20 protein-coding genes are annotated in these 26,352 nt (G+C 70.9%); 14 read left to right on the plus strand and 6 right to left on the minus strand.

Going from position 1 to position 26,352, the window contains the following annotated elements:
- The first annotated feature begins 93 nt into the window (after window positions 1–93).
- The 5 genes from ACZ6TU_RS18965 to ACZ6TU_RS18985 all read left to right on the plus strand — a co-directional run bounded on the left by ACZ6TU_RS18965 (window position 94) and on the right by ACZ6TU_RS18985 (window position 9,339).
- Window positions 94–1,719: an ABC-F family ATP-binding cassette domain-containing protein gene (locus ACZ6TU_RS18965; protein ID WP_469549687.1), complete on the plus strand. Its 1,626-nt coding sequence runs from the start codon at window positions 94–96 to the stop codon at window positions 1,717–1,719.
- Window positions 1,720–1,729: 10 nt separating this feature from the next.
- Window positions 1,730–4,021: an ATP-binding cassette domain-containing protein gene (locus tag ACZ6TU_RS18970; RefSeq protein WP_469549690.1), complete on the plus strand. Its 2,292-nt coding sequence runs from the start codon at window positions 1,730–1,732 to the stop codon at window positions 4,019–4,021.
- A gap of 250 nt (window positions 4,022–4,271) precedes the next feature.
- Entirely contained in the window at window positions 4,272–6,656 is a 2,385-nt protein-coding gene (locus tag ACZ6TU_RS18975; protein WP_467670574.1) for an Orn/Lys/Arg family decarboxylase, read from the plus strand.
- 739 nt (window positions 6,657–7,395) lie between these two features.
- Complete coding sequence (ddaH, locus tag ACZ6TU_RS18980) at window positions 7,396–8,172, plus strand: dimethylargininase (RefSeq protein WP_467670573.1); 777 nt, start codon at window positions 7,396–7,398, stop codon at window positions 8,170–8,172.
- Between the two features lie 189 nt (window positions 8,173–8,361).
- Window positions 8,362–9,339 carry an acyl-ACP desaturase gene (locus ACZ6TU_RS18985; protein ID WP_467670571.1) on the plus strand — a complete coding sequence of 326 codons (978 nt, stop codon included), beginning with the start codon at window positions 8,362–8,364 and terminating at the stop codon, window positions 9,337–9,339.
- 140 nt (window positions 9,340–9,479) lie between these two features.
- Here the strand turns inward: ACZ6TU_RS18985 and ACZ6TU_RS18990 are convergent, their stop codons facing one another.
- The gene (locus ACZ6TU_RS18990) at window positions 9,480–9,731 is read right to left on the minus strand and encodes a WhiB family transcriptional regulator (protein ID WP_467670569.1); all 252 of its coding nucleotides are present in this window, start codon (window positions 9,729–9,731) and stop codon (window positions 9,480–9,482) included.
- A 224-nt stretch (window positions 9,732–9,955) separates the two neighbouring features.
- Between ACZ6TU_RS18990 and ACZ6TU_RS18995 the strand changes: the two genes are divergently transcribed.
- Window positions 9,956–10,741: a VOC family protein gene (locus tag ACZ6TU_RS18995; protein ID WP_467670567.1), complete on the plus strand. Its 786-nt coding sequence runs from the start codon at window positions 9,956–9,958 to the stop codon at window positions 10,739–10,741.
- A gap of 15 nt (window positions 10,742–10,756) precedes the next feature.
- Here the strand turns inward: ACZ6TU_RS18995 and ACZ6TU_RS19000 are convergent, their stop codons facing one another.
- Both ACZ6TU_RS19000 and ACZ6TU_RS19005 read right to left on the minus strand, forming a co-directional pair.
- Complete coding sequence (locus ACZ6TU_RS19000; protein ID WP_467670565.1) at window positions 10,757–11,794, minus strand: LacI family DNA-binding transcriptional regulator; 1,038 nt, start codon at window positions 11,792–11,794, stop codon at window positions 10,757–10,759.
- An 84-nt stretch (window positions 11,795–11,878) separates the two neighbouring features.
- Window positions 11,879–12,865, minus strand: coding sequence for a multicopper oxidase domain-containing protein (locus tag ACZ6TU_RS19005; RefSeq protein ID WP_469549696.1), 987 nt, complete (start codon window positions 12,863–12,865; stop codon window positions 11,879–11,881).
- Between the two features lie 189 nt (window positions 12,866–13,054).
- Here ACZ6TU_RS19005 and ACZ6TU_RS19010 point away from each other — a divergent pair, with 189 nt between their 5' ends.
- Both ACZ6TU_RS19010 and ACZ6TU_RS19015 read left to right on the plus strand, forming a co-directional pair.
- Entirely contained in the window at window positions 13,055–15,532 is a 2,478-nt protein-coding gene (locus tag ACZ6TU_RS19010; RefSeq protein ID WP_469549699.1) for a ThuA domain-containing protein, read from the plus strand.
- Between the two features lie 47 nt (window positions 15,533–15,579).
- On the plus strand, window positions 15,580–17,721 hold the full coding sequence (locus ACZ6TU_RS19015) for an OmpL47-type beta-barrel domain-containing protein (RefSeq protein ID WP_469549897.1): 2,142 nt from the start codon (window positions 15,580–15,582) through the stop codon (window positions 17,719–17,721).
- Here the strand turns inward: ACZ6TU_RS19015 and ligD are convergent.
- Complete coding sequence (ligD, locus tag ACZ6TU_RS19020; protein WP_467670559.1) at window positions 17,708–18,733, minus strand: non-homologous end-joining DNA ligase; 1,026 nt, start codon at window positions 18,731–18,733, stop codon at window positions 17,708–17,710. The genes ACZ6TU_RS19015 and ligD overlap by 14 nt on opposite strands.
- Before the next feature lie 74 nt (window positions 18,734–18,807).
- Here ligD and ACZ6TU_RS19025 point away from each other — a divergent pair, with 74 nt between their 5' ends.
- Complete coding sequence (locus ACZ6TU_RS19025; protein ID WP_467670558.1) at window positions 18,808–19,872, plus strand: ATP-dependent DNA ligase; 1,065 nt, start codon at window positions 18,808–18,810, stop codon at window positions 19,870–19,872.
- A 28-nt stretch (window positions 19,873–19,900) separates the two neighbouring features.
- Here the strand turns inward: ACZ6TU_RS19025 and ACZ6TU_RS19030 are convergent, their stop codons facing one another.
- Window positions 19,901–21,091: a zinc-dependent alcohol dehydrogenase gene (locus ACZ6TU_RS19030; RefSeq protein ID WP_467670556.1), complete on the minus strand. Its 1,191-nt coding sequence runs from the start codon at window positions 21,089–21,091 to the stop codon at window positions 19,901–19,903.
- A gap of 176 nt (window positions 21,092–21,267) precedes the next feature.
- Between ACZ6TU_RS19030 and ACZ6TU_RS19035 the strand changes: the two genes are divergently transcribed.
- A complete protein-coding gene (locus ACZ6TU_RS19035; RefSeq protein WP_467670554.1) occupies window positions 21,268–22,272 on the plus strand; it encodes a DUF3048 domain-containing protein in 1,005 nt (334 codons plus the stop codon).
- 17 nt (window positions 22,273–22,289) lie between these two features.
- Here ACZ6TU_RS19035 and ACZ6TU_RS19040 read toward each other — a convergent pair whose 3' ends face one another.
- A complete protein-coding gene (locus ACZ6TU_RS19040; protein ID WP_467670552.1) occupies window positions 22,290–22,754 on the minus strand; it encodes a MarR family winged helix-turn-helix transcriptional regulator in 465 nt (154 codons plus the stop codon).
- A gap of 208 nt (window positions 22,755–22,962) precedes the next feature.
- Between ACZ6TU_RS19040 and ACZ6TU_RS19045 the strand changes: the two genes are divergently transcribed.
- The 4 genes from ACZ6TU_RS19045 to pcaH are packed head-to-tail and all read left to right on the plus strand — an operon-like array spanning window position 22,963 to window position 26,351.
- A complete protein-coding gene (locus ACZ6TU_RS19045; protein ID WP_469549705.1) occupies window positions 22,963–23,718 on the plus strand; it encodes a CoA transferase subunit A in 756 nt (251 codons plus the stop codon).
- On the plus strand, window positions 23,718–24,356 hold the full coding sequence (locus tag ACZ6TU_RS19050; RefSeq protein ID WP_467670548.1) for a CoA transferase subunit B: 639 nt from the start codon (window positions 23,718–23,720) through the stop codon (window positions 24,354–24,356). Before ACZ6TU_RS19045 ends, ACZ6TU_RS19050 begins: the two co-directional genes overlap by 1 nt.
- Before the next feature lies 1 nt (window position 24,357).
- Entirely contained in the window at window positions 24,358–25,560 is a 1,203-nt protein-coding gene (locus ACZ6TU_RS19055; RefSeq protein WP_469549710.1) for a thiolase family protein, read from the plus strand.
- A gap of 17 nt (window positions 25,561–25,577) precedes the next feature.
- Window positions 25,578–26,351 carry a protocatechuate 3,4-dioxygenase subunit beta gene (gene pcaH / locus ACZ6TU_RS19060; RefSeq protein ID WP_467670544.1) on the plus strand — a complete coding sequence of 258 codons (774 nt, stop codon included), beginning with the start codon at window positions 25,578–25,580 and terminating at the stop codon, window positions 26,349–26,351.
- The last annotated feature ends 1 nt before the right edge of the window (window position 26,352 follow it).

The raw sequence follows: 26,352 nt of genomic DNA on the forward strand, positions 1-26,352 counted from the left end.
TTTTTCATGCCCCTGGAGCCCTCCTCCCTGGTCGCAGGTGTCTCGACACGCGTTTGCCCCTGACCGCATCAAGCAACCGCGAAAGAGGCCCGCATGCCTACTTCCATCACCGTCACCTCCCTCGCCTTCACCTGGCCCGACGGCACCCCCGTCTTCGAGGGCCTGGACGTGGCCTTCGGCCCGGGCCGGACCGGCCTGGTCGGCGTCAACGGGTCAGGAAAATCCACCCTGTTGAAGCTGATCGCCGGTGAACTCGCCCCGGCCGACGGCACCGTCCGCGTGGCCGGCGAGGTCGGGTACCTCCCGCAGAACGTCACGCTCGACACCACCCTGCGCGTCGACGAGGCGCTCGGCATCGCCGACCGGCGGGCCGCGCTGCACGCCATCGAGGCGGGCGACGTGGCCGAGTCACACTTCGAGACCGTCGGCGACGACTGGGACGTGGAGGAGCGCGCCCTGGCCACCCTCGGCGAACTCGGCCTCGGGCACGTCGGGTTGGACCGCACGATCGGCGAGGTGTCGGGCGGCGAGTCGGTGCTGCTGCGGCTGGCGTCGCTGCTGCTGCGCCGACCCGACGTGCTGCTGCTGGACGAGCCGACCAACAACCTCGATCTGTACGCGCGCAGGCGGCTGTACGCGGCCGTCGAGTCCTGGCCGGGCGTGATGGTCGTCGTCAGCCACGACCGGGAACTGCTGGACCTCGTCGACCAGATCGCCGACCTGCGCTCCGGGGAGATCACTTGGTACGGCGGCAACTACTCCGACTACGAGGAGGCCCTCGCGATCGAACAGGAGGCGGCCGAGCGCATGGTGCGCGTCGCCGAGGCCGACTTCCGCAAGCAGAAGCGCGAACTGACCGACGCCCAGGTCAAGCTGGCCCGCCGGAAGCGGTACGGGCAGAAGATGTGGGACCAGAAGCGTGAGCCGAAGATCGTCATGGGGGCGCGCAAGCGCGCGGCGCAGGAGTCCGCGGGCAAGCACCGGATCATGCACGAGGAGAAGCTCGCCGAGGCCAGGGAACGGCTGGACGAGGCGGTGGACGCCGTACGGGACGACGACGAGATCCGTGTCGACCTGCCGTACACGGCCGTGCCGCCGGGGCGTACCGTCCTGACGCTGCAGGACCTCGGGCTCCGGTACGGCGCCCGCGTGGCGGGCGGTTTCGAGCTGCGCGGACCCGAGCGGGTCGCCCTGATCGGGCGCAACGGCGCGGGCAAGACGACGCTGCTGCGCACCATCACCGGGGATCTGGACCCGGAGTCGGGCGTGGTGGAGGCGCACGTCCCGCTGCGGTTCCTGCCGCAGCGGCTCGACGTCCTCGACGGGGAGCTGACCGTCGCCGAGAACGTGGCCCGGTTCGCGCCGGGCGCCACCAACAACCGGGTCCGGGCGCGGCTGGCCCGCTTCCTGTTCCGGGGTGGCCGGGCCGACCAGAAGGCGGCGACGCTGTCCGGCGGCGAACGCTTCCGGGCCGCGCTGGCCGCGCTGATGCTGGCCGAACCCGCGCCGCAGCTGCTCATGCTGGACGAACCGACCAACAACCTCGACATGGCGAGCGTGCGTCAGCTGACCACGGCCCTGGAGTCGTACGAGGGGGCGCTGATCGTGGCCAGTCACGACCTGCCGTTCCTGGAGTCGATCGGCATCACGCGCTGGCTGCTGCTGGAGGAGGGAGAACTGAAGGAAATCACGCCAGAGGCTGTCGGGTTTCCCGCCTAGCGTCGGTGGCATGACCGACTTCACGCACGGTGTCATCACTCTGACCGGAGCCCGCGAGAACAACCTCAAGGACGTCACCCTCCGCATCCCGAAAGGCCGGCTGACCGTGTTCACCGGCGTTTCGGGGTCGGGGAAGTCGTCCGTCGTCTTCGACACGATCGCGGTGGAGTCGCAGCGCCAGCTGAACGAGACGTACCCGTGGTTCGTCCGCAACCGGCTGCCCAAGTACGAGCGGCCGCACGCGGACGGCATGGAGGACCTCTCCCCCGCGATCGTCGTCGACCAGCGGCCGGTCGGCGGCCACTCCCGGTCGACCGTCGGCACCATGACGGACATCTACTCGGTGATCCGTGTGCTGTTCTCCCGGCACGGCACCCCGAGCGCCGGGCCGGCGACCGCGTACTCGTTCAACGACCCGTCGGGCATGTGCCCCGGGTGCGACGGCCTCGGCCGGACGGTTCGGCCCGACTGGGACCGCATCCTCGACCCGGACCGCTCCCTCGCCGACGGGGCGGTCCGCTTCCCGCCGTTCGCCGCGGGCACCTGGCAGGGCCAGGCCTATACGAACAGTGCCGACCTGGACCCGGACAAGCCGGTGGGGCGGTTCACCGCCGCCGAACGCGAGTTCCTGATGCGCGGACGGCCCGGCAGCAAGGTCGCCGTCAGCGGCAGCGGCGGCACCTGGTCCACCGACTACGAGGGGCTGGCCGACCGTTTCGAGCGGCTGTACCTGAAACGGGACCTGTCGGCCATGAGCCAGAAGACCCGCGACCTGGTCCGGGAGTTCCTGGTGGAGGGCACCTGCCCGGCCTGCCGGGGAGCGCGGCTCAACGCGGCGGCGCTCGCCACCCGGGTCGGCGGCCGGAACATCGCCGACTGCACACGGATGCAGGTCACGGACCTGATCGCCGTACTGAAGGAGATCGACGACCCGGTGGCCGGGCCCATCGCGGGAGCGGCCGTGGCCGCACTGGAGCGCGTCGAGGCGATCGGCCTCGGCTATCTCAGTCTCGACCGGGAGACGTCGACCCTCAGCGGCGGGGAGGGGCAGCGGCTGAAGACGGTGAGGCACCTCGGGTCCAGCCTGACCGGGATGACGTACATCTTCGACGAGCCGAGTGTCGGCCTGCACCCGCGCGACGTGGGCCGACTCGGAGATCTGCTGCTGCGGCTGCGCGACAAGGGCAACACCGTGCTGGTCGTCGAGCACGACCCGGACGTCATCGCGCTGGCCGACCACGTCGTCGACATGGGGCCGGGCGCCGGCGCCGAGGGCGGCCGCGTGGTCTTCGAGGGCACACCGGCCGGACTGGCCGCCTCGGACACGCTCACCGGGCGCTGTCTGCGCCGCCGTACGGCGGTCAAGGAACAGGTCCGGCAGGCCGACGGCGAGCTGTGGGTCAAGGGCGCCGGCCGGCACAACCTGCGCGACGTGACCGTGCGCTTCCCGGCCGGAGTGCTCACGGCGGTGACCGGGGTGGCGGGGTCGGGGAAGAGCACCCTGGCCGGGGAGTTCACCGCCGCGCACCCCGACACCGTGGTCGTCGACCAGTCGTCGATCGGGATCTCGGGCCGGTCCACTCCGGCGACCTATCTGGGGATCATGGACACCGTACGGAAGATCTTCGCCCGTGAGACGGGAGCCGGGGCGGGCTTCTTCAGCTTCAACTCCAGCGGCGCCTGCGGCACCTGCGAGGGCCGGGGCATCATCTACACCGACCTCGCCTTCATGGACCCGGTGACGACGACCTGCCACGACTGCGAGGGGCGGCGCTTCAAGGAGGAGGTGCTGCGGCTGACGGTGAAGGGCAGCTCCATCGCCGACGTCCTTCAGATGACGGCCGAGCAGGCGCTCGGCTTCTTCGACGACTCGGGCGTACGGCGCCGGCTACGGGCCCTGCGGGACGTCGGACTGACGTATCTGACGCTCGGCCAGCCCCTCTCCACGCTCTCCGGCGGCGAGCGGCAGCGCATCAAGCTGGCCACGCGGCTGCACCGGACGGGCGCGGTCTACGTGCTCGACGAGCCGACGACCGGGCTGCACATGGCGGACGTGGAGGGACTCGTCGCCCTGCTGGACCGGCTGGTCGACACGGGCAACACGGTCGTCGTCGTGGAGCACAACCTGGACGTGATCGCCCGGGCCGACTGGGTGATCGACCTCGGCCCGGACGGCGGCAGGGACGGCGGCGAGATCGTCTTCGAGGGGACGCCGCGACAGCTCCTGGACGCGAGGGGATCGTTCACCGGGGAGCACCTGCGGCGGGCGGTGGCGGCATCGGCCGTCATAGTGCCGGAGTGAGCTCCCCGGTGAGCGGGACACCCGGGAGCGCCGTGTTGCTGACGACGGCGAGGCGCGGGCCGTCCGGGCCGTGCTGCCACTGCCCGCCGATGTACTCCGCCGGGATGCCGGGGCCGCGGGTGTTGACGCGTCAAGGTGCGGTCCGTGCTGTGGGCCGATGGGGTGGTTTGGCGCTGCGTCGGCCGATCACGCGTGCCGGCCCGCGAAGACTGGGGTGTGTGGGTGGCGCGGGCCACCGGGAGGGGGCGACATGGCCGACAGCACGGTTCTGGTGGCGGTGGCGGAGCGTCCGGAGGACGGGGGCGCGGCCGCCGGGCAGCTGGCGAGGATCGCCGAGGCGATCCGGGGGCGCGGCTTACAGGTCCGGTGGGTGGGGAGCGTCGCCGACGCCGAGGCGGTGCTCAGGACCGAGGCCGGTCTCGCCGCCGCCGTGGTCGCCTGGGATCTTCCGCCCGGGCCGGGGGCCGACGGTGAACCGGGCGGTGCGGCGGTGCTGCGCCGGATCGGGCGCCGCTTCCAGAACCTGCCGGTGTTCCTGGTCATGGCGGACGAGGGGCTGCGCGACCTGCCGTTGTGGGTGTCGCAGTCGGTGGTGGGCTACGTGTGGCCGCTGGAGGACACACCGGCGTTCATCGCGGGACGGATCACCACCGCCGCGCGCGGCTACCAGGACGCCCTGCTGCCGCCGTTCTTCAAGGCGCTGCGCCGCTTCGACGACGCGCACGAGTACTCGTGGCACACCCCCGCGCACTCGGGCGGTGTCGCCTTCCTGAAGTCACCCGTGGGCCGGGCGTTCCACGACTACTTCGGGGAGCGGCTGCTGCGCAGCGACCTGTCGATCTCGGTCGGGGAGCTCGGCTCGCTGTTCGAGCACACGGGGCCGATCGGCGAGGCCGAGCGCAACGCCGCGCGGGTCTTCGGCTCCGACCACACGTACTTCGTGCTGCACGGCGACTCCACCTGCAACCGGGTGGTCGGCAACTTCAGCGTGACCCGTGACGAGATCGCCCTGGTGGACCGCAACTGCCACAAGTCCGTCCTGCACGGCCTGGTCCTATCCGGCGCCCGGCCGGTGTACCTGGTCCCCACCCGCAACGGCTACGGCCTCGCGGGACCGCTGCCGCCGGCCGAGATCGCGGAGGACTCGGTGGCGGCGCGGATCGCCGCGAGTCCGTTGACGACGGACGCCGTGTCATCGCGCGCGCAGTACGCGGTGTTCACCAACTCCACGTACGACGGGCTGTGTTACGACGCGGTGGCGGCGGCCCGGGCCTTCGCCGCCGGCACGCCCCGGCTGCACTTCGACGAGGCGTGGTTCGCCTACGCCCGCTTCCACCCGCTGTACGCCGGGCGCTACGGCATGTCGGTGGACCAGGGGAGCTTCCCCGGGGCCGACCGGCCGACGGTCTTCTCAACCCAGTCCACGCACAAGCTGCTGGCGGCTCTGTCGCAGAGCGCCATGGTGCACGTCAGGCCCGCGCCCCGGGCGCCGGTGGAGCACGAGCGGTTCAACGAGGCGCTGATGATGCACGGCACCACGTCGCCGCTGTACCCGATGATCGCCTCACTGGACGTGGCCACGGCGATGATGGACGGTCCGCAGGGGCACTGGCTGGTCGACGAGGCGGTGACCGAGGCGGTGCGGTTCCGGCAGGAGATGGTGCGCATCGGGCGGCGGATCGGGGCCGCCGGGGACCGGCCGCCGTGGTTCTTCGGCGTGTGGCAGCCGGGTGAGGTGACCGACCCGGAGAGCGGGGCGCGGCTGCCCTTCGACGAGGCTCCGGCGGACCTGCTGCGGACCGAGCCGTCCTGCTGGCACCTGGAGCCCGGCGCGGACTGGCACGGCTTCCCCGGGCTGACCGACGGCTACTGCATGCTCGACCCGATCAAGGTCACCCTGACCTGCCCGGGGATCAGCGCCACGGGTGAGGTGTCCGACTGGGGCATTCCCGCGCGGGTGCTCACCTCGTACCTGGGGACGCGGGGCATCGTCGTGGAGAAGACCGACAGCTACACCACGCTGGTGCTGTTCTCCATGGGCATCACCAAGGGCAAGTGGGGCACGCTGCTGGACGCCCTGATGGACTTCAAGGACCTCTACGACGGTGACGCGCCGCTGGACCGGGTGCTGCCCGCGCTGGTCGCCGAGCATCCGCGACGCTACGCCGGGCTGACCCTGCGCGAGCTGTGCCAGGAGATGCACGACCATCTGCGCCGGCTCCGCATGGTCGAGCTCCTCGACACCGCCTTCCGGCAGCTGCCGGAGCCCGTCGTCCTGCCGCAGCTGTGCTACCAGCGTCTGATCCGCGGCGGCACGGAACGGATCCGTCTGACCGACGCGCCCGGCCGGGTCGCCGCCGCCATGGTCACCGTCACACCGCCCGGCATTCCCGTCCTCATGCCGGGCGAGAGCGTCGGCGCCGCGGACGGCCCCTTGCTGCGGTACCTGACCGCGCTGGAGTCCTTCGATCGCCGCTTCCCCGGCTTCGGCAGCGAGACCCACGGAGTGGTACGCGACCCCGACACCGGCGACTACCTGATCGAATGCCTCCGTCCGGACACACCCGGGCGTGCGGACGCTGCGACGACACCAGCACAGCGAAGCGCCCCGGAGGGCGCCGAGCCTGTGGGGTGAGCCCGGGGCAGGGCGGCTTGACGACCCGACACCAGGACGCCCGGCCGAGTCCCGAGGCCGGTCCGGGGGCTGTCGGCCTGGGGCGGGCCTCCTTGGGCGTGCCGGCGCGGCGCAGGCGCCGGGTGCAGATCGGCTGGGTGCGGGTCCGGCTCGGGAGCTGACCCGAGCCGGGAGCTGGCCCGAGCCGGGAGCTGGCCGTGCCGGCAGCAGAGCCACACCTGGAATCGGCGCTCGCCCGATGCCCCGCTGAGACGCCAGGCCCAGAACCGCCCAGACCAGGTACCACCCGCGCCGGCAGCGGACCGGCCCGGGATCAACACTCACCCGAATGCCCGCTGAGACGCCAGGCCCAGAACCGCCCAGGCCAGAGGCCACCCGCACCGGCAGCGGGCCGGGCCGGGACTCGCCGGGATGCCCTGCTGAGGCCCCGGTCGGGAGCCGACCGGACCAGGTGCTGCCCGGGTCGGCAGCGGGCCGGCCCGGGAACGGCCCCCGCCCACGCCCCCGCCGAGACTGCGGGCCGCGTGCAGGCCAGGCCGGCAGCGGGCCGGGAGGCCGGCGTTCACCCTGCCGCCTGCCGAGGCGCCGGGCCGCCCCACGCCCTCCCTCGCCTCCCCGGGGTGTCGTCTCCCGGTTTCGCCCTGCATGATGGTCGGCTGACGCCCGATGGGTTCCGGCCGACCCCGGAGGCTCCGTCGGCGCCGTCCCGACACGTCCCATCCGATACGGAGTCACGCTCGTGCCCAGCAAGAAGGCCCTCGTCCGCCGCCCCAGCCCGCGTCTTGCCGAAGGGCTGGTGACGCACATCGAGCGGGAGAGGGTCGACGCCGACCTCGCGGTCGAGCAGTGGGAGGCGTACGTGGCGGCCCTGCGCACGCACGGCTGGGAGACCATCGAGGTGGACCCGGCCGACGACTGCCCGGACTCGGTGTTCGTCGAGGACACGGTCGTGATGTACAAGAACGTTGCGCTGATCGCCCGCCCGGGCGCCGAGTCCCGGCGTGACGAGACCGCCGGGGTCGAGGAGGCCGTGGCCGGTCTGGGCTGCTCGGTGAACTGGATCTGGGAGCCGGGCACGCTGGAGGGCGGCGACGTACTGAAGATCGGCGACACCGTGTACGTGGGCCGGGGCGGGCGCACCAACGCCGCCGGTGTCCAGCAGTTGCGGGCCGCGTTCGAGCCGCTGGGTGCGCGGGTCGTCGCCGTACCGGTGAGCAAGGTGCTGCACCTGAAGTCGGCGGTCACGGCGCTGCCGGACGGGACGGTCATCGGGCACATCCCGAAGATGGACGCGCCGTCGCTGTTCGCGCGCTTCCTGCCGGTGCCGGAGGAGGCCGGGTCGCACGTCGTGCTGCTCGGCGGTGACAAACTGCTGATGGCGGCGAGCGCGCCGAAGACCGCGGAGCTGTTCGCGGACCTGGGCTACGAACCGGTCGTCGTGGACATCAGCGAGTTCGAGAAGCTCGAGGGATGTGTGACGTGCCTCTCGGTGCGGCTGCGGGGGCTGTACGCCTGACCGGGGGCACTCCACCTGTGCGGCCCCTCGACCTGCGGGTCCGGGGGACGGTGGTGCGATACGAGCGACGCCGCTGATCAGCGGCCTTTACAGCGCCCTTAACCTACGGCATCGTAACCTACGGAAACGTAGCCTACGATGCCGTAGGTTATTGCTCACCGCTCGTACGCATGTCCCCCTGGAGAGTCCATGACGATCACCACTCCCCACCTCGGCAGCCCCGCCGGCGCCTGGACCGACGCTCAGCTGCTGTACGCACTGGAGGAAGTGGTCGAGAAGGAACTGAACCGGCATCTGCAGGTCGCCAAGGACTGGATGCCGCACGAGTATGTACCGTGGAGCGACGGGCGCAACTTCCCCGGCCTCTTCGAGGACGGCGAGGCCTGGGAGAAGGAGCAGTCCAAGGTCACCGAGATCGGCCGCATCGCGCTGGTCGTCAATCTCCTGACCGAGGACAACCTGCCCAGCTACCACCACGAGATCGCCAGCCTTTTCGGCCGTGACGGCGCCTGGGGCACCTGGGTGCACCGCTGGACCGCGGAGGAGGGCCGGCACGGCATCGTGATGCGGGACTACCTGCTCACCTCGCGCGCGGTGGACCCGGACAAGCTGGAGCAGTTCCGCATGTCCCACATGAGCGAGGGCTTCGAGTCGGACAACCGCCACTCGATGCTGCACTCGGTCGCCTACGTCGCCTTCCAGGAACTGGCCACCCGCATCTCGCACCGCAACACCGGCCACCAGTCCGGTGACCCGGTCTGCGACCGCATGCTCTCCCGCATCGCGACCGACGAGAACCTGCACATGGTCTTCTACCGGAACCTGCTCAAGGCGGCCTTCGAGCTCGCCCCCGACCTGACCATGCAGGCCGTACGGGACGTGGTCGTCAACTTCCGGATGCCCGGCCACGGCATTCCCGGCTTCGAGCGGGCCGCCGCGCAGATGGCGATCGGCGAGGTCTACAACCTGCGCATCCACCACGACGACGTGCTCCAGCCCGTGCTGCGCTTCCTGAAGATCATGGAGATCGACGGTCTGGGCTCCGAGGGCCGCAAGGCGCAGGAGGAACTCGGCCTGTACATGGGCGGCCTGGACAGCGAGGCGACGAAGTTCGACGAGAAGCTGGCCGCGCGCAAGGCCCGCATGGCGGCCCGGGCCGGCGCCTGACGGCTGACCCGGCGCATCCGGCCCCACGGCTGCGAGGCCCCGACCGCGACGAGCGGCCGGGGCCTCGGCGTTTCACACGCCCCGGCTCCCCGGCAGGCCGGCACCCCACGCAACGCGCGATGGCCTGCGGACGGCGCGGCTCACGGCTGACGCGACGTACGCCGCAGCTCCAGCCGCTCCTTCTCCGACAGACCGCCCCAGACACCAAAGCGCTCGTCGTTGTCCATCGCGTACTCGAGGCAGGCGTCACGGATCGGGCACATGCCGCAGATCCGCTTCGCCTCCCGCACCGAGCTGCCGGGCTCGGGGAAGAAGAAGTCCGCCCCGGTCTGCGCGCACAACGCCTCCTGTTGCCAGGCGAGTTCAGGCGAGATCATGGTGTCGATGTGCATGGCCAGAAGCGTTCCGGAGGGCGAAAAACGTTCGATCAACGCGGGATCAACACCGCATTGACGGGCCTCCGGCCACCTTGATGGTCGCCCGCCGGACGGGCCGACGCACGGCGGCGCGCGGAAACCCGGCATCACGCCCCGGCGGCGCTCCGGCGGCGGTTGCCCGTGGGCGGTGCGAGACTCGGCAGAGCAGACGAACGGGCCCCTGCGCGAGGAGGGCGACGATGCTCACCACCCGTTATGTCACCGGCGCTCCGAACTGGATCGATCTCGCCACACCCGACATCGACGGTGCCGCCTCCTTCTACGGCGGCCTGTTCGGCTGGGAGTTCCAGCCCGGCGGGCCCGAGGTCGGGGGCTACGGCCTCTTCCAGCTGGGCGGCAGGACCACCGCAGGCGGCATGCAGACCACTCCGGAACAGGGCCCGCCCTCCTGGACGGTGTACTTCCAGGCCCCGGACGCGGACACCACGGCGCGGGCGGCCGGGCAGGCGCGCGGCTCGGTGCTGATGCAGCCCATGGACGTGCAGGACCTGGGCCGCATGGCGATCCTCGCCGACCAGGCGGGGGTACCCTTCGGCCTGTGGCAGCCGGGCCGCAACACGGGCCTGGACGTCGTCCAGGAGCCCGGCTCGCTGTGCTGGCTGGAGCTGTACACGGCGGACGTCCCGGCCGCTGCCGCCTTCTACCACTCCGTGCTCGGTCTTGAGACCTTCGGCGTCGACTTCCCCGGCGGCACCTACACCATCTTCGTCCCGGCCGGAGAGGGCGAGGACGCCATGTTCGGCGGCGTCGTCCCGCTGGCCGACGACCCGGCCGAGGAGGAGGCCCACTGGCTGCCGTACTTCGAGGTCAGCGACACGGACACCACCGTCGCCCGGGCCCGGGAACTGGGCGGTACGGTCCGTATGCCCGCCACGGACCTGCCGGGCGTGGGCCGCGTCGCCAAGCTCACGGACCCGTACGGGGCGCGTTTCGCGGTGATCCGCAGCGAGCCGCAGCCGGGCTGAGGCACATCCGCCGGACTACGCGGACGCCCGCCGCACCAGCGTCGTCGGGAGGACGACGCTGGAGGGTGTGTCGCCGACGCTCTCCCGCGGAGTGCCGCGGTCGAGCCCCCGCAGCAGCAGGCGGGCCATCAGGCGGCCCATCTCCTCGATGTCCTGACGGACCGTTGTGAGGGGCGGGTCGGTTTGTTCCGCGACGGGGAGCATGTCGTCGAAGCCGATCACCGCGACGTCGTCGGGGACACGCCGTCCGGCCTCGCGCAGGACGCGTAGCGCCCCCGAGGCCGTGAGGTCGTTGGCGGCGAACACCGCGTCCACGTCCGGACAGCGGTCGAGGAGTTCGCGCATCGCCCGCTCACCCCCGGCCGGGGTGAAGTCGGCCTCGGCGATCAGCCGCGGGTCGGCGTCCACCATGACGTCCCGGTAGCCGTCGAGCCGGTCCACGGCGGACGTCTGGTCGAGGGCGCCGGTGATGTGCGCGATACGGGTGCGGCCAAGGCCGGCCAGGTGGCGGACGGCGTCGCGGGCGCCGCCGCGGTTGTCGCTGTCGACGTACACCACGCCGCGCCGGTCTCCGCTCCAGCCGGGCCGCCCGCCGAAGACGGTGGGGACGCCGGCCCGCTGGATCAGCTCCGGCAGCGGGTCGTCGAGGTGCAGGGAGAAGACGAGGGCCCCGTCGACATGCCCGCCGGCGAGGTACCGGCCGACCCGGGCGTGGTCGTCGCGGCCCTCCGTGAGCAGCAGCACGAGCTGGTTGTCGTGGGCCGTGAGTTCCTTGCTGATGCCGCGCAGCTGGAGCGCGAAGAACGGGTCGGCGAACACGCGGATCTCCGGTTCGGCGACGACGACCGCGATCGCGTCGTGCCGCCGGGTCACCAGACTGCGGGCCGCCTGGTTGGGCACGTACCCGAGCTCCTCCACCGCCTTGCGGACCCGCTCGACGAGGATGTTCCTGACCCCGTCACCGCCGTTGACCACGCGCGAGACGGTGGCCCGCGAGACACCGGCCCGGGCGGCCACGGCCTCCAGGGTGGGACGCGGCGCTGTCTCCGTCACTTCGGGGCTCCTCACCTGCGGTTGCGGATCAGGATAGCCCCGGTCGCACAGGGTGGTGAGAGCGCTCTCGTGCCCGTACGACCGTCAGTGATCGTGCTCGCGCTGGTCGTGCCCCGAGTGATCGCCCCCGTGCTCGTGCGGGTCGTAGCCGGGAATCGTCCCGTCCGGCTTCTTCACCAGGAACAGTCCCACCATCCCCATGTCGGAGTGGCTCTGTACATGGCAGTGGTACATCCAGACGCCTGCGCCCACCCCCTCCCCCGCGATCACCTGGAAGCCGAACGAGTCGGCCGGGCCCGTGATCTTGTTGTCGATGACCTGGCTGGGGTCGTCGGGGCCGGTCAGCATGCCGGTGCGGTTGTCCGCCCAGCGATGACCGTGCATATGGAACGTGTGGTAGAACTCGCCGTGCGTGATCACGACGAACTCGACGCGATCACCCACGGTGGCCTCGAAGTTCGGCCCGGAGTGCGGCGGCCTGTTGTTGATGAGCATGTCGTTGAAGACGACCGTGTGCGTCCGGTCCGGCAGGACGTCGCCCTTGCGGCGGACGACGACCGGGCCGAACAGGCCCTTCTGGAGCCCCTGCGTGCCGTGGTCCGTGCCGACGACGTGGTCGTGGTAGTGCCAGTAACCCGCGCTGCCCGCCCGCCAGGTGCCGTCCTTGCGGCGGCCGGGGGCGTGGGTGCGCCAGGTGTAGGTGCGGGTGCCGCCCGGCTCGACATGACTCCGGTTCAGCCTCGTGCCGTCGCTGGTGATCTCGTAGTCCAGGCCGTGGACGTGCAGGCTCACCGCCACGTCCATGGTGTTCTCGAACTCGATGTGCAGCGTGTCGCCCTCGTTGAGCTCGATCAGCGGGCCGGGGACGGTCGCCTTTCCCTTCTCCAGGCCGTAGCCCATCTGCCCGTCGGCGAGCTTCTCCGCGTACAGCTGGATGCGTCTCACCTCGCCCCCGGCCGGTGCCGTCTTCGCCGGTCCGGTCGCGCTGACGGCCTCCGGCGCCACGGACAACGATGTCGCGACGGCCGCGCTCCCCAGCAGGACCCGCCGGTTGAAGCTGCGTCTGTCCATGCGGAACTCCCCACCCTGGTAAGGCTTTTCCGGAGACGTACCTGTGATGAACCTGTGAGACGGTACCGGCCGCGCTCCCGTTTATCCACACTCAAGACAAAGTTGGTGCCATCCCGGTCATAGGTATTGGCGAGCCGTGCAAAGGGGTTTAGCTTCCTTGGCGGTGTTGCTGTGACCGAGGAGGTGCCCATGCACTTACGAGGGTTGAGCAAGGGAAGACGCGTCTGGGCGGCCTCCGTGGCCGCCGGGGTCGTGACCGCCGGACTGTCGGCGGGGCCCGCCCACGCGGGACCGTACCCGGAACCCCCGCTGACAACGATGTCGATCAAGTCGCCGCCGGGCGGCGCGAGTGTACGGGTGCTGATCTTCCACGGTTCCGCGGCGGCCGGGGAGGAGTCGCCGGTCGTGAACGCCGGGATCGAGGCCATCGAGGACATCGGGCTGTCGGGACCGGCGAACCGTCGTTTCACGGTGCAAGCCACCGACGACGCCTCGGTGTTCACCAACGAGAAGAAACTCGGCCGCTTCAACGCGATCGTGTTCCTGACCGGCGGGGGCGATGTCCTCGACGCCGAGCAGGAGGCAGGCCTGGAGGCCTACATGGAGGCCGGCGGCGGGTTCGTCGGCATCCATGACGCGGCGCGCGCGGAGCCGTACTCGGACTGGTTCACCGGACTGGTGGGGGCCCGTCCGGCCCCGTCGAGCCCTGCGGCCGTTCAGCGTGCGACCGTCGAGGCCGGTGACCGCCGGCACCCGGCCACCAAGGACGTGCCGGTGCAGTGGAAACGCCCTGACAAGTGGCTGAACTGGGTGAAGAACCCGTCGGGTGACGTCCATACGGTGGCCCGGGTCCGGGAGTCGACCTACCAGCCGGGATCGGGTGCCAACGGGTGGGATCATCCGGTCAGTTGGTGTCGGGACTACGACGGCGGCCGCTCCTTCTACACCGGCATGGGCGGCACGGTGTCGTCGTACGACGAGACCGACTTCCGTGCCCATCTGCGCGGCGCGCTGATGTGGACGACCCGGCTGGAGCAGGCCGACTGCAAGGCGACCATCAACGCCAACTACACGGCGGAGCGGCTGACCAAGCCCAACCAGCCAGGGCAGAACGACCAGATCGGCGAGCCGCACGGGCTGGTCACCGCGCCCGACGGCCGCGTGTTCTACATCGGCCGGGGCGGCGCCGACTCCTCGCAGCCCGTGATCACCGACTGGAACAACCCCGACATCGGCAAGGGCAAGGGCGAGATCCACGTCTACGACCCGAGGACCAAGCAGGTCACGCTCGCCGGAGCGCTCACCGTCTTCGGCAACAAGGGCGGCGGCGACGAGCTGGTCAAGGTCGAGGAGGGGCTGCTCGGCATCGAGCTGGACCCGAGGTTCGAGCAGAACGGCTGGGTGTACCTGCACTACACGCCCCACAGCCAGATCAACCGGGACACGCGGATGGCCGAGCGGCGGGTCTCCCGCTTCACGCTCGACCAGGCGACGAACAAGCTGGACCTGAGCAGCGAGAGGGTGCTGCTGAAGTGGCCGGTGCAGATCCACAGTTGCTGTCACTCGGGCGGCGGAATGGCCTGGGACTCCAAGGGCAACCTGTACATCGCCACCGGTGACAACAACTCCAGTGGGTTCAGCGGCGGTTACTCGGGCAACAATCCGCAGCCGAACTACCAGGGCGTCTCCTTCGCGGACGCGCGCCGCACGGCCGGCAACACCAACAACCTCAACGGCAAGATCCTGCGCATCCACCCGGATCCGGACGGGACGTACACGCTCCCCGAGGGCAACCTCTTCACCGGGAAGGAGACCGACGAGGGCGGCGGCAAGACACGCGGCGAGATCTATGTGATGGGGGTCAGGAACCCCGCCCGTATCTTCATCGACAAGTCGACCGACGTCCTCTACGCGGGCTGGGTCGGCCCGGACGCGAGCGCGCCCTCGACGACCTGGGGTCCGGCCAAGTACGACACGTTCGCCGCCATCACCAAGGCGAGCAACCGGGGCTGGCCGTACTGCATGGGCAACAAGCAGCCCTACCGGGACCGCAATCTGCCGGATCCGTCCCAGCCGCTCGGCTGGTACGACTGCGACCACCCGAAGAACGAGTCGCCGAACAACGACGGTCTGGTCGACCTGCCTCCGGTCACCGGCAACAACATCTGGTACTCGCCGCAGGGCGGCGCGCCGGACTACCCGCGGGACGCCAGCGGTGTCCCGTCGTACAAGCCGGAGGAGGCCACGTACCGGCTGCCCTGGCTGAAGGGCGGCGGGCAGGCCGCGATGAACGGGCCGGTCTACCGGTACGACACGGTCGCGGCGGACAGTGCCGTCAGGTGGCCGGCGTACTGGGACGGCAAGTGGTTCGTCGGTGACTTCTACGACGCCGACCAGCCGCGCAACGCGGTGCTCATGGACCCGAAGACGCAAGGAGACGGCGGTCTGCCGGTGCACTCGGAGTCGCTGAAGAAGATCGTGCCGATCGGCAACGACGGCATCAAGAACCTCATGGACTGGAAGTTCGGTCCGGACGGCGCGCTGTACGTCCTCGACTACGGGCGCGGCTTCTTCACCTCGGACTCCAAGTCGGCCCTGTGGCGGGTCACTTACAAGGGCGGCGGGCCGACCCCGGCCGTCGGTCGGCTGGCGAGGGGGACCGAGTGATCAGGCAGCGAAGAATCTGGGCCGCCCTGCTGGCCGCCCTGCTCGTGATGGTCGGCGTGCAGGCGATGCCCGCCGCCGGGCAGACGGAGACACCCGCCGCCGAACAGGTCCTCACCTGGACGGCCGGCAACGACATCGACAAATACCTCGCGACGCCGAAGACGGCGGTCGCCGGCGCGACGACGATCGTGTTCGAGAACAGCGTGGCCACCGGCAACACCACGGGCATGCCGCACACGCTGACGTTCGTGACCAGTGACCCCGAGTTCAACAACGACGTGCAGCTCAACATCCTGGCCAATCCGAACGACGCCCAGGGCGGCAAGCACACCGCCCGGGTCACGCTCACGCCCGGCCGGTACTTCTACCACTGCACGATCCCCGGCCACGGCCAGATGCAGGGCATCCTGGTGGTGACCGAGGGCACCGGCGAGGACACGACCGCGCCCGAGGCGTCGGCGCACGTGAGCGGGACGCAGAACGCGCAGGGCGAGTACGTCGGTTCGGCGAGCGTGGCGGTCCACGCCACCGACGAGGGCGGTTCCGGCGTCGAGAAGATCGAGTACGCGATCGGCGAGGCGGGTGCCTGGCAGCCGTACACGGCGCCGGTCGTCGTCGACCAGGTGGGCGCCCACAAGGTCCGCTACCGCGCCTTCGACAAGGCGGGGAACGTCTCCGCCGAGAAGAGCACCGAGTTCACGGTGGTGGCGCCGCAGTCGGACGACACGACCGCGCCGGAGACCTCGGCGACGGTGAGCGGCGAGCGCGACCCCGACGGGGCGTACATCGACATGGCGACTGTCACCGTCTCCGCGTCCGACACGGGCTCCGGGGTCAACACCATCGAGTACGCGGTGGGTTCCGGCGCCTGGCAGCCGTACACCGCGCCCGTGATGGTGCACGAGGCGGGCGCTCACACCGTCCGCTACCGCGCCACCGACAAGGCCGGCAACGTGGCGGCCGAGAAGAGCGTGCGGTTCACGGTCGTCGCCGCTCCGCCGCAGGACACGACCCCGCCGGTGACGGGCGTGACCGTGGAGGGCACGAGGAACTCCGACGGGGCGTACCTCAACAGCGCCCGGGTGACCGTCACGGCGACCGACGCGCACGGCTCGGGCGTCGAGAGGATCGAGTACTCGCTGGACGGCGGGCCGTACCTGGCGTACACGGCTCCGGTCGTGGTCGACCGGTCGGGCGCGCATACTGTGGCGTACCGGGCGACGGACAAGGCGGGCAACACCGCGGCGGCCCGGACGGTGACCTTCACGGTCGTCTCCGGTCAGGTGCCCGCGCCCGACTGCCCGGAGTACGACGAGCGGTTGACGGTGATCGTCGGCACGGTCGACTCGGGCGTGCGCAACCGGGTCACCGACAACCGCTGCCGGATCGGCGAGCTGATCGAGGACGAGAAGGAGTGGACGTCCCACGCGCTGTTCCTCAAGCACGTGACGTCCGTCCTCGACCGCCTGCTGAAGGAAGGGGTCATCGACCAGCGCGAGTACAACGCCATCCGCAAGGCCGCCCGCCAGTCCGCCATCGGCAAGCCGGGGCAGACCGAGGGCTACCGGGCCATCTTCGACGGCAGCGCGGAATCCCTGGCCAAGTGGCAGCAGGTGGGCGGCGGTTCGTTCGGGCTGAACCCGGACGGGACGATCACCTCCAGCACGGCCACACCGGGCATGGGCATGCTGTGGTTCCCGCAGCGCAAGTACGGCGACTTCTCGCTGAAGCTCCAGTGGCGTGACGACGCTCCCGGCACGGGCAACGCCAACTCGGGCGTCTTCGTGCGCTTCCCTTGGGTCCACGACCACCCGGAGGAGGCCCGCCCGGAGTGGGTCGCCATCAAGTACGGGCACGAGGTGCAGGTGCTCGACCGGCCCGACGGCGACATGTACAAGACGGGGTCGGTCTACGGCTTCGACCGGGTGGGGCTCGCCGGTGCCGGCGTGACACAGAAGGGCACCTGGAACGACTACGAGATCCGCGTGGTCGGCCAGCACTACTCGGTCTACCGCAACGGTGTGCTGATCAACGAGTTCGACAACATCGGCGGCCAGGAGTTCACCCCGCCCCGCTCGGACGACCCGGGCACGGACGGGCGGCGGTTCGCCTCCGGTTACATCGGGCTCCAGGTGCACGGCACGACGGATGTGGTCTCGTACCGGGACATCCGCATCAAGGAACTGTAGGGGGCGCCTTCCTGGCCCTGCTCGGCTGTACCCGCCTGGGTTCTCCCGGCATCTTCGGATACTCGGGCGGGTACGGCAGGTCGCCCAGCCCGTGGTCGTGCTCGTCGCGGCGGGCGAGGTCGAGCAGGGCGTCGAGGGAGAAGCGGCGGTCGTCCATGTCCGCGTGCACGTCGCCGAGTTCGGCGAAGCGCGCGGGCATGGTCGCGAGGTCGAAGTCCTGGGGGTGCGCGACCCCCACCTCGTCCCAGCGCAGGGGCGCGGAGACGGGGGCGTGCGGGCGGGGCCGTACGGAGTAGGCGGAGGCGATCGTGCGGTCGCGTGCCGTCTGGTTGTAGTCCAGGAAGATGCGTTTGCCCCGCTCCTCCTTCCACCACTTGATGGTGACCTGCTCCGGCATCCGCCGCTCCATCTCCCGGCCGACGGCGATGGCGGCGCGCCGGACCTGGGTGAAGGTCCAGCGCGGTTCGATGGGCACGAAGACGTGCAGACCCCGTCCGCCCGAGGTCTTGGGGAAGCCCCGCAGTCCGCCGAACTCGTCGAGCACGGCCCGGAGTTCGTGGGCGGCACGGACGGCGTCCTCGTAGTCCGTACCCGGCTGCGGGTCGAGGTCGATGCGGAGTTCGTCCGGGCGGTCGACGTCGTCGCGGCGTACCGGCCAGGGGTGGAAGGTGAGGGTGCCGAACTGGGCGGCCCACACCACCGCTCCCACCTCGGTGGGGCACATCTCGTCGGCGCTGCGACCGCTGGGGAAGGTGATGTGCGCGGTCGGGATCCAGTCGGGCATGTTCTTCGGGGCCCGCTTCTGGAAGAAGTTCTCGCCGTTCACGCCCTCGGGGTAGCGCTCCAGGGTGGTGGGCCGGTCGCGCAGGGCGCGCAAAATGCCGGGGCCGACGGCCAGGTAGTAGCGGGCGAGGTCCAGCTTGGTGAAACCGCGCTCGGGGAAGAAGACCTTGTCCGGGCTGGACAGCCGTACGGTCCGGCCGCCGACCTCCAGTTCCACCGCGTCACCCATGCGAGCCACGGTAGGCGTACCCCGCACACCTCGCACATCGGGCACACCTTGCCATAAGGGCGCAGAATCGGACCATGGATCTGCCGGTGATGCCCCCTGTGCTGCCGATGCTCGCCAAGTCCGTGGCGGCGATCCCGGCGGGCATGCAGTACGAGGCGAAGTGGGACGGGTTCCGGGCGATCGCGTTCCGCGACGGGGACGAGGTCGAGTTCGGCAGCCGTACCGGTAAGCCTCTGACCAGGTATTTTCCCGAGCTGGTGACCGCCGTGCGAGAGCGGTTGCCGGAGCGTTGTGTGGTGGACGGGGAGATCGTGATCGCGCGGGAGGGGCGGCTGGACTTCGACGCGCTGACGGAGCGGATCCACCCGGCGGACTCGCGGGTGCGGATGCTGGCCGAGCGGACACCGGCCTCGTTCGTCGTCTTCGATCTGCTGGCGCTGGGGGACGAATCGGTGATGGACGTCCCGCTGACCGACCGGCGGGAGCTGCTGGCCAGGGAGCTGTCGGGGGTGATGGCGCCGGTGCACCTGGCTCCGGCGACCACCGACATCGAGGTGGCGCGGAACTGGTTCGAGCAGTACGAGGGGGCGGGCCTGGACGGCGTCATCGCCAAGCCGCCGACCGTGCGCTACCGCCCGGACGAGCGTGCCATGTTCAAGATCAAGCACGAGCGTACGGCGGACGTCGTCGTCGCCGGGTACCGCCTGCACAAGAGCGGTCCGGTCGTCGGCTCGCTGCTGCTCGGGCTGTACGACGACCGGGGCGCCCTCCAGCACGTGGGGGTGTCCGCCGCCTTCCCGATGAAGCGGCGCGCCGAGCTGCTGGAGGAGCTGGAGCCACTGCGCATGGACGACGTCCAGGGGCATCCGTGGGCTGCCTGGTCCGACGAGGCCGCGCACGAGAAGGCCCGGCTGCCCGGGGCGCCGAGCCGCTGGTCGGGCCGCAAGGACCTGTCGTGGGTGCCGCTCAGGCCGGAGCGGGTGGCCGAGGTGGCGTACGACCACATGGAGAACGGGCAGCGCTTCCGGCACACCGCCCGTTTCCGCCGCTGGCGCCCGGACCGGACGCCGGAGAGCTGCACGTACGCGCAGCTTCAGGAGCCGGTCCGCTATGACCTGGCGGAGATCTTCGGCGCCTGATCGGGTGCCTCGGCCCGCTGCCGTCGGGTCAGGGCTGCATCAGCACCTTCACCGCGCCGTCCTGCTTGCGCTGGAACATCTCGTACGCGTGCGGGGCCTCCGACAGCGGCACCCGGTGGGTGGCGAAGTCCTCGACGCCGAGCGGGTCCTCGTCGGTCAGGTACGGGATGATGTCGTCGCTCCAGCGGCGGACGTTGGCCTGGCCCATCCGGATCTGGATCTGCTTGTCGAAGAGGGTGAGCAGCGGCAGCGGGTCCGCCATGCCGCCGTAGACACCGGACAGCGAGATGGTGCCGCCGCGGCGCACCAGGTCGACGGCGGTGTAGAGGGCGGCGAGGCGGTCGACACTGAAACGTTCGGCGATCGGGCCGCTCAGTTTGCGGGGCAGGATCGCCGAGGCGTTCTGCACCATGCGCGCGGCCGCGCTGCCGTGCGCCTCGGTGCCGACCGCGTCGATCACGGCGTCGGGGCCGCGGCCGTCGGTCTCGTCGCGGATCGCGGCGACGAGTTCCTTCTCGTCGTCGAAGGACCTGAGGTCGTACGTCTCCACACCGCGCGAGCGCGCCCGGCGCAGCCGCTCCGGGACCAGGTCCACGCCGAACACCCGCCCGGCGCCCCGTACCTGGGCGACGCGGCAGGCCATGTCGCCGATGGGTCCGAGGCCGAGCACGGCGATGCTGCCGCCCTGCGGGACCTCGGCGTAGGCGACCGCCTGCCAGGCGGTGGGCAGGACGTCGGAGAGGTAGACGAAACGGTCGTCGGGCGGTCCTTCCGGCACCTTGATCGGGCCGTACTGCGCCTGCGGGACGCGCAGGTACTCGGCCTGGGCGCCCGGCACCGCGCCGTACAGGCGGGTGTAGCCGAACAGTGCGGCCCCCATGCCCTCGCCGTGGACCTGAGTGGTCTCGCACTGGGTGGGCAGGCCGGTGAGGCACATCCAGCAGTTGCCGCAGGCGATCTGGAACGGCACCACGACCCGGTCTCCGGCCTGGAGGTCCGGGACGCCGGCGCCGACCTCCTCGACGATGCCGATGGGTTCGTGGCCGAGGATGTCCCCGGGAGTCATGAACGGCGTGAGCACCTCGTACAGGTGCAGGTCGGACCCGCACAGCCCGGTGGAGGTGATGCGGATGACCGCGTCCGTCGGTTCCTGGATCTCCGGATCGGGCACGCTCTCCACCCGGACGTCCCGCTTGCCCTGCCAGGTCACTGCCCTCATCGCCTCGCGCTCCCTCCGTCAGCGTGCGCGTCGGTCGGCCGGCGAGGCCCGGGTACCCGGGCGTCCCGCCCTGAACCTTGAGCCGACCAGCGAATGAAGTGGAAACCCTCCGTCAAAAACGATCGAGCATAGCCACGAGTGGGCATATAAGTACACAATTAAGCCACATTGATGACATGAGGCCGGTGGCGACGGTGGGCAGGGAACGAGGGGCACGCGGACGGCGCGCCGCGACGACAGCGGCGCTGCTGGCCGCCACGGTGACGGCCGCCCTGGCGGCGGGCTGCCTCAGCGGGGGCGGTGCCGGCGACGACGGCCGGGGATCCTCCAGCGAGTCGGAGCAGGGCACATCGGCATCGGCGACCGGCTCCTCCGTGCTCGCCGTCAAACTCGACAACGCCGCCGCGGCCCGGCCGCACACCGGCCTCGACGCCGCGGACGTCGTGTACGCGGAGCAGGTCGAGGGCGGGCTGAGCCGGCTGATGGCGGTGTACGCGACGCAGTTGCCGAAGACCGTCGGCCCGGTGCGCAGCGCACGCGAGTCGGATCTGGAACTGCTGCGCCAGTTCGACCGGCCCACGCTCGCCTTCTCCGGCGCACAGAAGAAGCTCCTGCCGCAGATCGACAGGGCACCGCTGCGGGCGGAGACGCCGGGCAGCGCCTCCGACGCCTTCTTCCGCGGCTCCGGCAAGCCCGCGCCGCACAACCTCTATCTGCGGCCCGAGCGGATCGTCCCCGAGGCCCCGGGCAGGGCCGCCCTGACCACCGGCTTCCGCTACGGCTCCGCCCCGGCCGGCGGCACGGCGACGACGTCGCAGACGGTGCGCTACCCGGCGGCCCGTTTCACCTTCACCTGGTCGGACTCCCGGGACCGCTGGCTGGTCGGCATGGACGGCGCGCCCGCCACGACGGCCGGCGGGAAGCGGATGGCGGCCGCGACGGTCGTCGTGCAGTACGTGAAGGTGCGCGAGTCCGCCTTCCGGGACTTCCTCGGCAACAACACGCCGTACACCGAGACGGTGGGCTCCGGGAAGGCCAAGGTGCTGCGCGACGGACGGGCCTACGACGTGAACTGGAAGCGCGAGGACGCCACGGACGGCACGGCGTTCACCACCGGCGACGGCACACCGGTGAACTTCGCGAAGGGCCAGACGTGGGTGGTGTACGCCGAGGCGCCCTGACCTGCGGGCCGCGCCCGTCAGCGGGGCGCCGCCAGGGACTCCCCCGGGTTCCGCAGCCCCTCGGCCGCGTCCGCGACACGCCGGATGAGGTCGAAGAACACCGTCCGCTCCTCGGCGGTCAGCGGGGCGAGGAACACCTGGTTCATCCGGGCGGTGCGCACGGTCAGCTTGCGGTGGGTGCGCACGCCCTCCTCCGTGAGACGCAGCAGGAAACGGCGGCCGTCCTCCGGGTCGCGGACCTTGTCGAGAAGTCCGCGCCGGCCGAGCCGGCTGATCACCTCGGCGATGGTCGACCGGTCCAGGCCCACCCGCTCCCCCACCGTGCGCTGGTCCAGCCCCGGCTCGGCGACGAGCGTGTTGAGGACCGCGTACTGGGGCGAGGTGATCTCCTCGGAGACCATCGTGTTCCACAGCAGGTAGTGCGCCTGCTGGAGCCTCCGGGCCAGGTGTCCGGGGTGGGTGGTGAGGTCCGCCGCCGCCATGTGCACCCCTCGCTCATTTTCGTTGGTGCACTGAACAATACCCGGCCACTTCGGGGCTGTCTCCCGCCCGCTCGAGGGGCCAACGGCAGAAAGTCCGAGGTCTTGACGCCTTGCCGTCCCGGTGGCAGCGTGAGGGAAGCTTCGCGGGAAATACTCAGTGCCCTGACTAAATACGGTCGGGACGCTCGGAAGAGATGGGGCTTCTCGGATGGACAAGGTGGTCGCCACAGCCCTGGAGGCGGTGGCCGACGTCCCGGACGGCGCGTCGCTCGCGGTGGGCGGTTTCGGGCTGAGCGGTGTGCCGAACGTGCTGATCGCGGCGCTGTACGAGCGCGGGGTGGCCGGGCTGTCGGTGGTCTCCAACAACTGCGGGGCGATGGAGTCGGGCCTGGCCATCCTGCTGGCCGCCGGCCGCATCGCCCGGGTGACGGGCTCCTACATCGGCGCCAACAAGGAGTTCGCCCGGCAGTACCTGGCCGGTGAGCTGGAGGTCGAGCTGATCCCGCAGGGCACGCTGGCCGAGCGGCTGCGGGCCGGCGGCGCCGGGATCCCCGCCTTCTACACCCCGGCCGGGGTGGGCACGCAGGTCGCCGAGGGCGGGCTGCCGTGGCGCTACGACGGCTCCGGGGGTGTCGCGGTGGCCTCGCCTCCGAAGGAGGTCCGCGAGTTCGACGGCACGGAGTTCGTGCTGGAGCGGGGCATCCGCACCGACTTCGCCCTGGTCCGGGCGGCGAAGGGCGACCGGCACGGCAACCTGGTCTTCGGTAAGTCCTCCCGGAACTTCAACCCACTGGCCGCGATGGCCGGGCGGGTCACGATCGCCGAGGTGGAGGAGCTGGTGGAGCCCGGCGAGATCGACCCGGACGCGGTGCATCTGCCCGGCATCTTCGTGCAGCGCGTGCTCGCGCTCACCCCTCGGCAGGCGGCGGACAAGAAGATCGAGCAGCGGACGGTGAGGTCCTGATGGCCTGGAGTCGCGAGGAGATGGCCGCACGGGCGGCGCGGGAGCTGAGGGACGGCCAGTACGTCAATCTCGGCATCGGCCTGCCCACGCTCATCCCGAACTACCTCCCCGAGGGCGTCGAGGTCGTCCTCGAGTCGGAGAACGGCATCCTGGGCACGGGCCCCTACCCGACCGAGGACGCCGTCGACCCGGACCTGATCAACGCCGGGAAGGAGACGGTGACGGTCCTGCCGGGCGCGTCCTTCTTCGACTCGGCGCTGTCCTTCTCGATGATCCGGGGCGGGCACATCGACGTGGCCGTGCTCGGTGCCATGCAGGTGTCCGAGCGGGGCGACCTGGCCAACTGGGCCATCCCCGGCAAGCTGATCACCGGGATCGGCGGGGCGATGGACCTGGTGCACGGCGCCCGTACGGTCGTCGTCGTCATGACGCACACCGCCAAGGACGGCTCGCCGAAGATCCTCACCGAGTGTGCCCTGCCGCTGACCGGCAAGGGGTGCGTGAACCGGATCATCACCGACCTCGGTGTCCTCGACATCACCGACGACGGGCTCGTCCTGGTCGAGACCGCGCCGGGCGTGACCGCCGCCGAGATCGTCGCCAAGACCGACGCCGAACTGACCGTGCCGGAGGCGTGAAGTGAAGGACGTCTACATCGTCGACGCGGTCCGCACGCCGATCGGCCGCTACAACGGCTCACTGGCCGGAGTGCGCCCCGACGACCTGGCCGCGCACGCCATCCGCGAACTCCTCGCCCGCACACCGGAGCTGGACCCGGCTCGCATCGACGACGTGTACTTCGGCAACGCCAACGGCGCCGGTGAGGAGAACCGCAACGTCGGCCGGATGGCCGCCCTCCTCGCGGGCCTGCCCACCTCCGTACCGGGCGTGACCGTCAACCGGCTGTGCGCGTCCGGCCTGGAAGCCCTGATCCAGGCAGCCCGCGCCATCGCCGTCGGCGACGCCTCGATCGCGCTGGCCGGCGGGGTCGAGTCGATGACCCGGGCGCCCTACGTCCTGCCGAAGAGCGACAAGCCCTTCCCGGCCGGGCACACCGAGCTGTACTCCACGACCCTCGGCTGGCGCATGGTCAACCCGCGCATGGAGCCGCAGTGGACGATCCCGCTGGGCGAGAGCGCGGAGCTCATCGCCGACAAGCACAAGATCGGCCGGGAGCAGCAGGACGAGTTCGCGCTGGCCTCCCATGAGAAGGCCGCACAGGCTCAGCGGGCCGGTTTGTTCGATGCCGAGCTGGCGCCCGTGGCGATCCCGCGGCGCAAGGGCGACCCGGTCGCCTTCGCCGCCGACGAGTGTGTGCGTCCGGATGCCTCCCTGGGGGCGATGGCCGGGCTGAAGCCGTCGTTCCGTAAGGAGGGCGGCACGGTGACGGCGGGCAATGCCTCGCCACTCAACGACGGTGCGGCCGCGCTGCTGCTCGTCGATGAGGAGGGGCTGAAGGTCACTGAGCGCGAGCCGCTGGCCCGGGTGTCCGCCACCGGCGTCTCCGCGATCGACCCGCACTACTTCGGGCTGGCGCCCGTCGAGGCCGTAAACCGGGCGTTGGCCAAGGCCGGCAAGGGCTTTGACGACCTGTCCGTGCTGGAGCTGAACGAGGCCTTCGCCGCGCAGGTGCTGGGGTGTGTGGCCGAGTGGCCCGAGTTCGATCCCGCGATCCTCAATCCGCAGGGTGGTGCGATCGCGCTCGGCCATCCGCTCGGTGCGTCCGGTGCTCGGCTTGCCGGCACGGTTGCCCATCAGCTGGCCCGGCGTGGCGGTGGTGTCGGTGTTGCCACGCTCTGCATCGGAGTGGGACAGGGCCTCGCCCTTGTCCTCGAACGTTAACGAAACGCAGGATCCCCATGACTCTCACTCAGCACGACATCGACCAGGAGATCGCGGCCGAGCGCGCCGCGTACGAGAAGCGGCTCGCCGACGGCGGGCCCGTCGAGCACCAGCCGCGTCGCGACTACGCCCCGTACCGCTCCTCGGTGCTCCGGCACCCGAAGCAGCCGCCGGTCACGATCGACGTCGGCAAGGACCCGGAGCTGGTGGAGCTGGCCTCACCGGCCTTCGGGGAGCGGGACATCACCGAGATCGACAACGACCTCACCCGGCAGCACGACGGCGAGCCGATCGGCGAGCGCATCACCGTCTCCGGCCGGCTCCTGGACCGCGACGGCCGCCCGGTGCGCGGGCAGCTCGTGGAGATCTGGCAGGCCAACTCGGCCGGCCGCTACACCCACCAGCGCGAGCAGCACGACGCCCCGCTGGACCCGAACTTCACCGGCGTGGGCCGCACGCTCACCGACGGCGAGGGCCGCTACCACTTCACCACCGTCCAGCCGGGCCCGTACCCGTGGCGCCAGCACCTCAACGCCTGGCGGCCCGCGCACATCCACTTCTCGCTCTTCGGTACGGCGTTCACCCAGCGGCTCGTGACGCAGATGTACTTCCCGAGCGACCCGCTGTTCCCCTACGACCCGATCATCCAGTCGGTCACCGACGACGCGGCCCGGCAGCGGCTGGTCGCGACGTACGACCACGGCCTGTCGGTGCCGGAGTTCTCGATGGGCTACCACTGGGACATCGTGCTGGACGGCCCGAACGCCACCTGGATCGAAGAAGGGCGCTGAC

It is taken from the genome of Streptomyces sp. NPDC052064 (assembly GCF_055585925.1).

Bases quoted from the DNA above. Each gene is read 5' to 3' on its own strand.
- ACZ6TU_RS18965 (WP_469549687.1), top strand. From the start codon at position 94: ATGCCTACTTCCATCACCGTCACCTCCCTCGCCTTCACCTGGCCCGAC.
- ACZ6TU_RS18970 (WP_469549690.1), top strand. From the start codon at position 1,730: ATGACCGACTTCACGCACGGTGTCATCACTCTGACCGGAGCCCGCGAG.
- ACZ6TU_RS18975 (WP_467670574.1), top strand. From the start codon at position 4,272: ATGGCCGACAGCACGGTTCTGGTGGCGGTGGCGGAGCGTCCGGAGGAC.
- ACZ6TU_RS18985 (WP_467670571.1), top strand. From the start codon at position 8,362: ATGACGATCACCACTCCCCACCTCGGCAGCCCCGCCGGCGCCTGGACC.
- ACZ6TU_RS18990 (WP_467670569.1), bottom strand. From the start codon at position 9,731: ATGCACATCGACACCATGATCTCGCCTGAACTCGCCTGGCAACAGGAG.
- ACZ6TU_RS18995 (WP_467670567.1), top strand. From the start codon at position 9,956: ATGCTCACCACCCGTTATGTCACCGGCGCTCCGAACTGGATCGATCTC.
- ACZ6TU_RS19005 (WP_469549696.1), bottom strand. From the start codon at position 12,865: ATGGACAGACGCAGCTTCAACCGGCGGGTCCTGCTGGGGAGCGCGGCC.
- ACZ6TU_RS19010 (WP_469549699.1), top strand. From the start codon at position 13,055: ATGCACTTACGAGGGTTGAGCAAGGGAAGACGCGTCTGGGCGGCCTCC.
- ACZ6TU_RS19015 (WP_469549897.1), top strand. From the start codon at position 15,580: ATGGTCGGCGTGCAGGCGATGCCCGCCGCCGGGCAGACGGAGACACCC.
- ligD (WP_467670559.1), bottom strand. From the start codon at position 18,733: ATGGGTGACGCGGTGGAACTGGAGGTCGGCGGCCGGACCGTACGGCTG.
- ACZ6TU_RS19025 (WP_467670558.1), top strand. From the start codon at position 18,808: ATGGATCTGCCGGTGATGCCCCCTGTGCTGCCGATGCTCGCCAAGTCC.
- ACZ6TU_RS19030 (WP_467670556.1), bottom strand. From the start codon at position 21,091: ATGAGGGCAGTGACCTGGCAGGGCAAGCGGGACGTCCGGGTGGAGAGC.
- ACZ6TU_RS19035 (WP_467670554.1), top strand. From the start codon at position 21,268: ATGAGGCCGGTGGCGACGGTGGGCAGGGAACGAGGGGCACGCGGACGG.
- ACZ6TU_RS19040 (WP_467670552.1), bottom strand. From the start codon at position 22,754: ATGGCGGCGGCGGACCTCACCACCCACCCCGGACACCTGGCCCGGAGG.
- ACZ6TU_RS19045 (WP_469549705.1), top strand. From the start codon at position 22,963: ATGGACAAGGTGGTCGCCACAGCCCTGGAGGCGGTGGCCGACGTCCCG.
- ACZ6TU_RS19050 (WP_467670548.1), top strand. From the start codon at position 23,718: ATGGCCTGGAGTCGCGAGGAGATGGCCGCACGGGCGGCGCGGGAGCTG.
- pcaH (WP_467670544.1), top strand. From the start codon at position 25,578: ATGACTCTCACTCAGCACGACATCGACCAGGAGATCGCGGCCGAGCGC.